This window comes from Bradyrhizobium sp. UFLA06-24 (assembly GCF_054967145.1).
The window spans coordinates 1-11046 of the sequence record NZ_JADFUE010000118.1 but is presented as its reverse complement, the minus strand read 5'-3'; the positions used below and the strand labels follow the sequence as shown (position 1 = coordinate 11046).

Annotated in this window: 8 protein-coding genes; 1 reads left to right on the top strand and 7 read right to left on the bottom strand. The window is 58.3% G+C overall.

Translation table 11 applies throughout. The features are described 5' to 3' along the window. Window positions 1-887 precede the first annotated feature (887 nt). From IF809_RS37065 to IF809_RS37040, 6 genes are all read right to left on the bottom strand, one after another. On the bottom strand, window positions 888-1550 hold the full coding sequence (locus tag IF809_RS37065; RefSeq protein ID WP_441258733.1) for a 3-oxoacid CoA-transferase subunit B: 663 nt from the start codon (window positions 1548-1550) through the stop codon (window positions 888-890). 16 nt (window positions 1551-1566) lie between these two features. Continuing rightward, window positions 1567-2274, bottom strand: a complete 708-nt coding sequence (locus tag IF809_RS37060) for a CoA transferase subunit A (RefSeq protein WP_441258732.1) — start codon at window positions 2272-2274, stop codon at window positions 1567-1569. A gap of 642 nt (window positions 2275-2916) precedes the next feature. Then, the gene (locus IF809_RS37055; RefSeq protein ID WP_441261196.1) at window positions 2917-3138 is read right to left on the bottom strand and encodes an acyl-CoA thioesterase domain-containing protein; all 222 of its coding nucleotides are present in this window, start codon (window positions 3136-3138) and stop codon (window positions 2917-2919) included. 389 nt (window positions 3139-3527) lie between these two features. Next, window positions 3528-5003, bottom strand: a complete 1476-nt coding sequence (locus tag IF809_RS37050; RefSeq protein WP_441258731.1) for a 3-hydroxyacyl-CoA dehydrogenase NAD-binding domain-containing protein — start codon at window positions 5001-5003, stop codon at window positions 3528-3530. Window positions 5004-5015: 12 nt separating this feature from the next. After that, window positions 5016-5906 (bottom strand): beta-keto acid cleavage family enzyme, encoded by an 891-nt coding sequence (locus tag IF809_RS37045; RefSeq protein WP_441258730.1) that lies wholly within the window; start codon window positions 5904-5906, stop codon window positions 5016-5018. An 874-nt stretch (window positions 5907-6780) separates the two neighbouring features. Then, a complete protein-coding gene (locus IF809_RS37040) occupies window positions 6781-8313 on the bottom strand; it encodes a porin (protein ID WP_441258729.1) in 1533 nt (510 codons plus the stop codon). Window positions 8314-8806: 493 nt separating this feature from the next. On the opposite strand from IF809_RS37040, the gene IF809_RS37035 reads away from it, so the two are divergent. After that, window positions 8807-9289: a MarR family winged helix-turn-helix transcriptional regulator gene (locus IF809_RS37035; protein WP_038937160.1), complete on the top strand. Its 483-nt coding sequence runs from the start codon at window positions 8807-8809 to the stop codon at window positions 9287-9289. Window positions 9290-9363: 74 nt separating this feature from the next. Here IF809_RS37035 and IF809_RS37030 read toward each other — a convergent pair whose 3' ends face one another. Beyond that, window positions 9364-10293: an alpha/beta hydrolase family protein gene (locus tag IF809_RS37030; protein ID WP_441258728.1), complete on the bottom strand. Its 930-nt coding sequence runs from the start codon at window positions 10291-10293 to the stop codon at window positions 9364-9366. Window positions 10294-11046: the final 753 nt, after the last annotated feature.

The window sequence follows — 11046 nt, the reverse complement described above, 5'->3', positions numbered from 1 at the left end:
TAACGCGCCGCCGCCTACTAAACCACGATGTTCATTCTTGATGGATTGCATGCTATTGAGCGCGCCGTCGAGTCCGCCGCGACGGGCCTCTAGGACGCGTGTGCGATTAACCATGGCGCTCCCCCCCACACGCGTTGGTCTCTGCGGACTTTCAGCCAACAGAAGATTGTCTTTCACAGAAATATTATCGAACTATCAGAGACGAAATTCATTGATATCGCCGCTCACGGGGCCGAAATCCTGCGCCGGGGCCGCACAGTGCGAAGATTCATGTTCATCTATAAAGCAGGAGATGCGGTGACCTTTACTCGATGAAGGCGGCCTATGGCTAATGTCATCTGGCGGGCGCGATCGCTGAGATGAAGCCCCTCTATCTTTTTCGCGATATTCGCGAAGATCTTCATGTCGCCTGAAGAACGGTTCGGTAGGTGTATCACGGACTACAAAGGCGCAGAAATGAACTGCAGTAACATGAATGCTGCGCAGTCGGTGAGCATTAGCAGCTCTTAATTGCAAGCTTGGCGAGGACGTGACAGAGATGCTGGAGTTCGTGCCGTGCTAGTGGAAGGTGATCCAGCATGTGCGCTAGAAGCTCGTCTGCCGGGCCTGCAAAGCGATCACCCAACGAGGGCTCCCTCGCATCCGACTGCGCGCGGTCGTGCAGGGCCCAAGCCGCTGACCTATGTCCTGTTCGCCAAGTACGTCTGCACCTGCCACTTTATCGTCAGAGCGACGTCTACCAGTGGGAAAGCATCGATCTCGTGTATCCGCTTGCGGCTGGGTAGGTGACTGCGCGGCAATCCTGATGCCGCTGGTCGATGCGATCTGGAGCCACGTCTTCGCGGCCGAGCGCATCCACCGGTCAAGCCGACGTCAGCGACAATCTCTCACCACTCCGAGACCTTATTCTTCAGCGCGACGCGGAATTCGGCTTCGGTCTTGGCCTTGACCTCGTCGAGCGAGACGCCGTCGGCGAGCTCGATCAGGGCCATGCCGCCGTCGCCGTGCTTGTCGATGGTGAAGACGGCGAGATCGGTGACGACCATGTCGACCACGCGCTCGCCGGTCAGCGGCAGGTTGCACTTCTTCAGCAGCTTCGAGCCGTCCTTGGCCGAATGCTCCATCACGACGACGACGCGCTTGACGCCGGCGACGAGGTCCATCGCGCCGCCCATGCCCTTGACCATCTTGCCGGGGATCATCCAGTTGGCGAGGTCGCCGTTCTGGGCCACCTGCATGGCGCCGAGGATCGACAGGTCCATGTGGCCGCCGCGGATCATGCCGAAGGAATCCGCGCTCGAGAAATACGAGGTCGACGGCAGCTCGCTCACGGTCTGCTTGCCGGCATTGATGAGGTCGGCATCCACCTCGTCCTCATAGGGGAACGGGCCCATGCCGAGCATGCCGTTCTCGCTCTGGAGGCTGACATCGACGCCATCGGGGATGAAGTTCGAGACCAGCGTCGGGATGCCGATGCCGAGATTGACGTAGTAGCCGTCGCGCAGTTCCTTGGCGGCGCGCGCAGCCATCTGTTCACGGGTCCAGGCCATGTGAGTCTCCTGACGCTTAAGCGGCGGTGCGCGGGCGGGTGTTGCGGAATTCGATGCGCTTCTTGGCCGTGCCGACCTCGACGATGCGCTTCACGAAGATGCCGGGCGTGTGGATGTGGTCGGGATTGAGTTCACCGGCCGGAACCAGATGCTCGACCTCGGCGACCGTGATCTTGGCGGCGGTCGCCATCATCGGATTAAAGTTGCGCGCGGTCTTGCGGTAGATGAGGTTGCCGGCGGTGTCGCCCTTCCAGGCGTGGACGATGGCGAGGTCGGCGAACAGGCCGCGCTCCATCAGGTACTTCTCGCCGTCGAACTCCTTCACTTCCTTGCCTTCGGCGATCAGCGTGCCGACGCCGGTCTTGGTGTAGAAGGCCGGGATACCGGCGCCGCCGGCCCGGATGCGCTCGGCCAGCGTGCCCTGCGGATTGAATTCGAGTTCCAGCTCGCCGGCCAGGAATTGCTGGGCGAACAGCTTGTTCTCGCCGACATAGGACGAGATCATCTTCTTGATCTGGCGGGTTTCGAGCAGGCGGCTGAGGCCGATGCCGTCGACGCCGGCATTATTGGAGACGACCGTCAGGCCCTTGACGCCGGACTCGCGGATCGCGTCCGACAGCTCCTCGGCGATGCCGCAGAGGCCGAAGCCGCCCGACATGATCATCATATTGTCTTTCAGAACGCCTTCGAGAGCCGACTTGGCGTCGGGATACACTTTGCGCATCGTCCTTACCTGTCAAGAGATGTCGATCTTAGCGGATGACCATTCGTCAGCGTGCCGCCGGCGTCCGAAAGTCGGTTGAAGAAGCACATCGCCAATGTTCTTCATATGGCGCTTGCACTGAGACTGATGGTCATACGGACGCCATTTTGTTCATAAATCCAACGGCTGCAGTGCAATCGACAGCTGCCCTCAGCTCGCAATGGAGGGGAGCTCTCAAGCTTATGCCTCAGCTTTGCGGCTTGAGCATTGCTTGAATACAGCAAGCCGTGACCGTGGCTGCTGTCAGGCCATGTAGGCGCTCTCTAATGCGTCCGCGCGGCAATTACTGTTGCCGCGTACGCAAGAAATGTATCGGGGTTAGAGACTGGCAATTAGCTAATCTTTCCTGTTACGGAGCAGAAAATCTGCGCCGGATAGTCAAACGCGAAGCCTTGATGCATCGCGTCGTGGCGCCCAATGCGAATAGCCCCGAGATGTCATTTTAAGTTCTTGAAAGAAATTGGGTCGGACGGAGAATTGTGGTCGCTATTCTCTTGAACACGTTTTCGGGCGAACAAATAATGTGCAGGCAGTATGTTTGCGGGCTGGTCAACGTATAGAGCAACTATAAGTTATTGGCTTACCGAGGAGCCTTGGAAAGCGTTAGGCGCAGACCGTGTTTGCCGCGCCAACTGGTTGCAATTTTGCTGCCACGCGTGCGCCGGCCAAGGGCTTGCCGTCCCGAACCCGTTCCACCTTGTAATCGACTGGGTGATATTCGTCGGCCGCCTTTAGGAAATACGCGTGCACCGAATGCGCCGACCAATCCTCGCGAATTGTCTGCTCGGCGGCTAAAACCGCCTGAGCGACTAGCTGTCCACCGATAGGTCTAGGCTGCGGCCGCGGAACTGATCAATCTCTATGCATTCGGGCTCGAGGGTGTCAACTATATCACTGAGTGACGCAGTAGCCTTTCCAATCCTTTCCATCTCATACGGCTCGTTGCCACGCAGTCGACTCCTGTTAACCTGCCCAGGCTTCCTGCAGAAGTAACGCTAGATGAGGGGTCATACCGTTTTCTTCCCAATCCCAGCGTCGGTGCTTATGCCGAGCTCCGCAGCCTGGCCCTTCAGCTGACTACGCATCAGCGCGGTGTCCATCCAGCTGGCGCGACCGCGTTGACAGTCAGGCCGCGTACCTGACGAGGCGCGTTCTAATTAGAACAATGGCTAGAGGGAGGGCCGTATGAACATTTACGTCCGCGCCTAGTGCGCTTAGCGCATCTGGATGCTTGCGCCGGCGCGCTCCGGACGCGGCAAACCGGCATGTATTCGCGCCAGCTTCAGCAGGCCGTCGCGCACGCGACCCTTCACAGGTGCGCTGCGTCTGCTGGCGGGGTCCACGTGAATCAGCATCTGCTCCCCGGTCGCGGCTGGCATCTTCTCACCCTCGCGAGAGATCACATGAAGGAGATGCAGGCGCTTGTCGTCGGCGCCGAGAATCTGCGTGAGGACCTGGACCCGATCGCCGGCGTGAAGTTCACCGAGATGCGACAGATGAGTCTCGACAGTGAAGTAGGTGCCGCTATTTGAGCGGTATTCGCTGTCGATGCCGATATGAGATGTAACGGTCCCGGTCGCTTCGCTGCAGAGCAGCAGGTAAGTGCTCTCGGCGGCATGCCCGTTGCCGTCTACCCAGCTGGGCGGGATCTCACGCTGCGTGCGCAAGGGACCCGAATCTTCGCTCGGGTGTGGAGCGCGAGCGCGGAGCCCCTGTTCCCAGTGCGCCAGCGTTTTTCCGGGTCCGTAGTTTTGCGAACGCAGCGCCTGCAGCAGAGAAACGAGCAGATCGTCGCGTTTCTGGTCAGCAGGGACGTCCAACGGATCGGCCTTCACCAGCGCGTCTGCCTGCTCCGCCGCCTTGTCCAGAAACGCGCGGTTAATGTCGGGCTTTTCAGTCAGCCTCGACCACGGCCACTTGAACGCCCATTGCTCAATGGTCTGGCGCATGCCCTCTCCACCATCGGCCGCGCGGTAGGATCCAATAGCGGCGCGGCGCAGCGCCCAAGAGTAGCGGATCGCATCATCAATTTCCTGTAGTGTTGCCGCATCATCATTCAGCAGCCACAGCGACTCACGATTCAATGCCTCCCCCAGTCGGTTCGCAAGGAAGCCGTCTACCTCCTTGCGTACGACGAGCGGATGCATCCCAATCGCCCGGTAGATCGCTGCCGCCCGCTCGAGCGCCTCGGGTGCTGTGCGCTCTCCGGCACACAGTTCGACCAGCGGCAGCAGGTACACAGGTTGAAACGGGTGCGCGACCAAGAAGCTCCTAGGATTGTCCATCTCCGTCTGCAGCATTGAAGGGCGAAAGCCGGATGTCGAGGAGCAGATCAGGAGTCCAGGCTCCGCAGCTCGGCTGGCGCTAGCGAGCAGCTTCTGCTTGAGCTCCAGGCGCTCCGGTGCTGATTCCTGCACGAGGTCTACCTCACGCACCGCCTCCGCGACCGAATCCACTACTATGAGCGTCCCTTCGACTGGCAGCGGCACAAGGGTCAACTGCTGAAACGCGCGCCGTGCTTTGGCCACCATTTTGTTGACGTACTCGACAGCATTGGGCGCGGGATCGTACAGGCGGACGTTTACTCCGTTGAGTAAGAATCGTGCGGCCCATCCGCCGCCAATGACGCCGCCACCGAGCAGCCCAATTGCGCGCGGGAGCGTCTGGGGAAGGCTGGACTTATCAAGCATGAGCATTGCCTCTTAGGCGCAGGATTTGAGCTTGAGCTTTTTGCGCATCTCGTCCGGGCTGATCACCCGCACACCGATACGATCAAGAACCTCTGTCGCACGTTGCACGAGCTCGGCGTTGCTCGCCAGCCGCCCGCGAGAGAGATACAGGTTGTCCTCCAAGCCAACCCTAACGTTCGCACCAGCTAAGGGAGCCATCGCCGCATACGGAAGCTGCATTGGGCCAACCGCGAAGGCTGAATAGATGGCGTGTGGCGGAAGCTGATGCACCAACGCCATCAAACTCAACAAATCGTCCGGCACCCCGTACCCAACTCCCATACACAGCTGCAGCATGGGCGGACCGTCGATGAGACCTTCCTTGATAAGTTCATTGGCGATCATCAGATGACCAAACTCAAACACCTCGAGCTCGGGCTTCACCCCGAGCTCCTGCAGACGTTTGGCCATCCTGCGCAGGGTGCCGATCGTGTTAATCATGACACCTTCGGTAGCCGCCTTGCCGCTCTTCGAGCCGCAATCGAGCGTGCAGATCTCGGGCCGCAGCTCGTCGACGTGGACGAGCCGATCGAGCGCGCCAAGCATGTCGGTCTCCAGCGAAGGCGGTAGTGGCTTGTCCGAGCTGCCCAGCACCAGATAGCAGCCTTCGCCCGTGGTCAGGTTGATTACTGGATTGACATTGGAGTTACGAATACGGCTCACCACTTCCCGATACAGCGCCGGATCCAGCACGCCCGCGCGAGTCTTCAGATCACGTACGTGCAGGTGCACTGCCGCCGCGCCCGCGCGTGCCGCCTCGATTGCCGATTCGGCGATCTCCTGCGGGGTGACCGGCACATTCTTCTGCCTCGGCGCGCCGCCTCCTCCTGTCACTGCGCAGGTAATGAACACCTCGGAAATCATCTTTATCTTTCCCTCTCGCTGAAGATCAGACCGGTGATAAGTGTCGGCTCGAAGAACTTACTACCATGGTGTCGAATCTGCATTTGAGCGATACCGCGCATCGTAGAGCAGTAATCCTGCGCCTAAGCGCCGAGACGTGAGGGTTATAGGTCTCGTCCGCTTCGCCGTGGCCCGAGCAAGCCACGAGAGAAAAGAGGTCGAGGAGTTCGCCACACGTATGGGGCAGTCGATGACCAAGGTGCGCTGAGCTGGTCGTGCCTCAGAACTGAGATGAAAGTCATGGTCTTGCAGTGGCCGAAAGGGGCGGATGCTTGCGGCCCTGTCCGCTTGCATCCCAGCCGCGTAGTGTCGCCATGTTGGACTTGACTAAGTCTCGTCGATAAAGACCGACGTGAAGCGTCAATCTTGCCTTGATGGGCCCTCCAGCCCGCGCGCCGCCCGTTCCTGTCAGCATCCGCAAGGTGAGCCCCCGAGGCGCTCGCTTACGCAGGCAATCGGCATTGGCACCAGACAGAACCGGCTTCTTGTGACCACGTGCTTGCCGAGCAAAAGGCCTCCATTCTCGCGCCCTAGATTAAGCAGGACGGGCCGATCTGAAGCGCCTGTGCGGAACGAACCGTACCCTCTGCGTTAGCTCGCGCCAGAGCCCGTCCACGAAGGTCTTCCGAATAGGGTCGCGTCATCCGGGTTGGTCTCGTTTTCCCGCATAGATTTGAATCAGAAATCGGTCCCTAGCGGAATCGCGATTCCGGAAACACTTGCGCTGGTTCACACATTCCGGAAAATTGGTGTCAAGCTAAAAAAGGCCCCGGCGATGCCGGGGCCTTGTCTAGCAAAACGAGCCGCTTCTTCGCTTTTGGTCGAAGAGAGATACTCACCAGTTGCGCTGAACTTGCAGCATCAAGACAAGGCGGTTCTGATCCTTGAGCTCGTAGACCGCGGCAGGCTTTGCTACACCTGATTGTAGAGGCAGAGTCACTGTGCTGCCGCTTGCATACTTTTGGTCGAGCGTCACGTAAGTGAGGTCGGCCGAGAAGGTCAGGTTCTTGACTGGGGTCCAGCGCCCGTTCACACCCACAGCAGCAAAGTTGAAATCGGGGTTACAGCCTGCAAGACCACTTGAGAGGGCGAGGCTCGCGACGAATGCACCGCAGATGTAGCCCTTAGCTGTGCTGTTATAGCGCACTGCACCCCACCCACCGTACACGCTGCTGCTCCAGTATGGGTCCCAGTTGTGGGTATAGCCGCCGTTAAACCCGAAGGTCTTGGTCAATTGCTGACCAGCACCAGCAACGAACACGGAGTCAGCCGCGCCAGCAAGTCCGAGGCTTTGGTAAGCACCCGGCAAGCCCGTACTGCCGTACATGGCGAAACTGGTGTTCATGTAGTTGTGGAAATTGTAGCGGGTTGCACCGTCGGCATAGACGCCGGACATATTGATCGTGTCACCCGGACCAGTCGGAATGTTCTTGATTGATAAGGCCAATTGACCAGCCCAGCCCCACTTGTCGGCCGGATGGCCACTCGTTTCATCGGCACCATAATAGGCCGCATGATTGTCATGCGCCGCAACGGAAGCCTGAAAAAGGCCCCACGCCTGGTCAACACGAAGCATCGCGACAAGATCTGGAGCTCGCGAACCGCCGATGTCGTTCGCGCCGTACACACCCGCCGCGAGACCCGCGGCCGTGGCACCGCTAACGTTCCAAATGTTGCTGGTGTCATGAGTGACTTGGTCCTGCGCCGAGAACGACGCGGTAATGCCTTGACCGAAATCGGCGGTATAAGTGAGCTGGTTTACGCGATCCCAGCCGCCGCCCGGCAATTCGTACGCGTTTCCTGCTGGATACTCGGCCCATGGGGCGGAGAACTGCGACTGCGCGCGCCCCAACGTGAAACCAGCAAACTGGATGAAGGCGTCGTAGACGCCAAGGGCACCGCCGGCGACTGAGCCGCTACCGCTTCCGGCGGGATTGCTCCCATTATACGCAGTTGCACCGCCCGCGAGGCCCGTACCCGCACCTCCATAGCCGCCCGACGTCCAAGTGAACACTCCTTGGAAATACGTGCGGACCACGCCGTACTCCGTCGCGGTGCGCGTATCAATATTGAGGGCTTCACGGGATCTAGCGGTGTAATAGTTGCTGAGGCGGTTGTTTGCTCCACCGACGCCACTTTCGGCGGCCACACCGATAGAATTGGTGCCTAAGCCCAACTGGGCACGCAAATAACCACCGAGCCTGACGCAAGTGTCAGCACCGGGAACGTAATAGAATCCGGCGCCATACAGCGAACATACCTTCACATATTCGACGGCCTTCGCCTTGACGGGAAGATCGGCTGCCTGCGCCCCTGCGGTTGCGAGCATCGCCGCGGAACCGAGGAAAAGAGCCTTCGTCAGTTTCATAGTTGAACCTCCAAGTTGGAAACGTGGTTTCCGCCCTTCAAAGATCCGCCGATCGAGGTTCGCCCTTTGGGCAGGCCTTGGCGGAACGACTTCGAGGCGCCCCCTCGCTGTCGCAACGACCATTATGCCCGCCTAACAATTGTTTCAACTAATTATTATTACTAATTGATTGTTTGGCTTCAAGCTGCGACACTTCTGCAACAGAGCCCGATTTCGGTCGAAATCAGCTTGCAAACGGACGAAAATAGACAAAAAAGAACCCCCAGGGGGCATCCCGGAGGTTCTCCTTGGAGATTTAACATGATCGTCGGTCTGATCTCGCAACGATCCGGACATACCGATAGCACTACTTACTTATAGTCGTCAATTGGTATTTACAATATAGTTGATATGCTGCCGGAACGCTTTGTGACGGAGCGTCAGAGAGGATACGTCTGGCGAAGATCGGAATCGTCGGGCGGGCAAAGCCGCGATCGCAAGGGAAGGGCCAACAATGGCCGATAAGGAACTACTCAACAGAGCCGTTAGGGACTTCATCTGGAACATCGTCGAGATCCATTCTCAGCTCGAGGAAATTCATAAGGCCTGGGCCCAGATGTTAGGCATAAGCGAACAGCAATGGCTGATCCTGATGGCCATTGCCGAGCTCGATGAAGGTCGCGGCGTAGCAGGAATAGCTGTTGCAAATAAACTGCGAATCCATCCGGCCAACGTTACGAACCAGACCAAGAGACTCGAGACAATAGAACTCCTGAACCGCCAGCCATCGGCTGATGACGCGAGATACGTTCAGATGTCTTTGACCGAGAAAGCGCGGGTCGAGATCAGCAATCTCTCAATGAAACGAGAGGCGCTTAATTCGACGATGTTTGAAGGGCTCGATGAAGCGAGCCTTGACTATCTCAATAAGCGCCTAACCGCGATCGCCAAGAATAGCCGATGGGCATCTCAAAAATTGAGTATTGGCGTGTTGTAAAGAGAGATCAAACGTTGGCCTCACGGAAATGCGGCGGGCAACGGCCCGGTCAGATGATCTTGTCCGAACCGCGTTCATTGTGCACCCTTCGTGGACCCGAGCTGATGCTCTAGCCAATTGAAGATGCACTCGTCGGAAGTCACAAAGTTTTCGATGTATCCCTCGGAACTCTGGATCACCCGCGGCATGGCCACATCAAGATCAATGTGCGCGGCGATGCAATCCGCTTGAAGTTTGATTGCCTCCGCAACGCTAACGACGGCACGGCCGCCGGCGACCACTAGCACAGGGCATCTTAATCGACGCACAGATTGCGCCCGACGGGCCGACAGCAAGGCTTCATCGACTACGTCGGCAGCCTTCGTCATCCAAGCAATTGAGGCTAGCCTGCGCGTCCAATTCCAGACACCGCCGTCGCAAACCGCCGCAGCCACGCGATGATCGAACTCTGCGAATTCGCTGGCCAGAACAGCCGACGATCCTTCGCCATAGACGCCGATCCGAGCGGCATCAACGTCAGGCCGAACTGACAAATGATCAAAGCAGTCCGACAACAAACCTTGCGAGTGGCCGCGGGAGTGTTTTGAAACGGCCTCATGGGAGAGGACGAGGACCGACATGCCCCGATTGATCACCACGGGCAACAGCCGTCCGAGCAAGACAGTTTCTGATTCGTCTTCCATGCTGATGCAAATGACCGCCGGGGCGGCCACGTCGCGCTTACCGGCAGGCAAGTAATAGGCTGTAAGCTCCTCGCCATCGCTGCCCGCAACGATTACCTGCTCGATTTTCTGCGGCTGGGATAATTCGAGCTTGCAAATGACGGTCTTGATTTTTGCTGAAATGTCTTCACATTGCGGATCATCTTGGTCTGGTAGTCGTCTGGCGACTTCAAAGGCGGTTAACGCACCAAGCCAAGCCTCTGTCGCTGCACCGTAGGCGTTGGTGCTAATATCCAACTCGCCAAGACGGCATTGATCATCTGCGAGCTGTCTCCATTTCATGCTCCAGCTCTGCCGATCTATGGCTCGCTGCCTACCCTCCTCCGGGTAATTGTCCAGGAACGCCGCCGCGCATTGCCTTGTGGACGAAAGATTGCCCCTTACATCTGCCAAAACAGCGCGCTCCATGCAACGTCGTCCCCTCGGTGCTGATCCTCACCTCCCTCGGGGCGGGTCAGCTGATTCAGTCCCTCGTTTGGAGATAACGTTAGCCGCACTCAGTTCATCGGCAGGAAGTCAGCTCTGCTTTGGCTGATCTCCATTTTGCGAAAATATTACAGGACGACGAAAGTCGAAGTTCCCCAATGTAGGCCCTGCGACTCCGAAATCCTGCGCAAAGAGGCGGGAATTCGCATTTTTTGTTGCGCTTCCACAGCCAATACAGGCGATTGTGCGGATGACTGGATCGGACCGTGTTGCTGCGACCGCTCCGAAAGAGTTGTAGGACTGCGTCGACGATGCGACCGCTGCGATTTGCAAGCAGAAGGCACGAGCGTGCCCGTACTTGGTGGGCCCTGACTGCATGCATCACGTACATTCCGTGCGACGATCGCAGCCAAGATGGCCGCGCGTCAGGAGCAGATTGCCCGTTTTTCGTGCACGTTTCTCCATGGCCGACGTATCTATCTGTGCGGCGGAATGCAGCCTTGGCCGGGCGCCGATCTCCTCACGGTTCACGCACTAGTACCCACTTTTCTTGGAACGTGAGTCGTGATTCAAGGTCGGGATGATACCCGAAGCAAGAGAAGTCCACCT

Excerpts from the sequence above, each read along its gene's own strand:
- IF809_RS37065 (WP_441258733.1), bottom strand. The coding sequence starts at position 1,550 with ATGGCCTGGACCCGTGAACAGATGGCTGCGCGCGCCGCCAAGGAACTG.
- IF809_RS37060 (WP_441258732.1), bottom strand. The coding sequence starts at position 2,274 with ATGCGCAAAGTGTATCCCGACGCCAAGTCGGCTCTCGAAGGCGTTCTG.
- IF809_RS37050 (WP_441258731.1), bottom strand. The coding sequence starts at position 5,003 with ATGCTTGATAAGTCCAGCCTTCCCCAGACGCTCCCGCGCGCAATTGGG.
- IF809_RS37030 (WP_441258728.1), bottom strand. The coding sequence starts at position 10,293 with ATGAAATGGAGACAGCTCGCAGATGATCAATGCCGTCTTGGCGAGTTG.
- IF809_RS37045 (WP_441258730.1), bottom strand. The coding sequence starts at position 5,906 with ATGATTTCCGAGGTGTTCATTACCTGCGCAGTGACAGGAGGAGGCGGC.
- IF809_RS37035 (WP_038937160.1), top strand. The coding sequence starts at position 8,807 with ATGGCCGATAAGGAACTACTCAACAGAGCCGTTAGGGACTTCATCTGG.
- IF809_RS37040 (WP_441258729.1), bottom strand. The coding sequence starts at position 8,313 with ATGAAACTGACGAAGGCTCTTTTCCTCGGTTCCGCGGCGATGCTCGCA.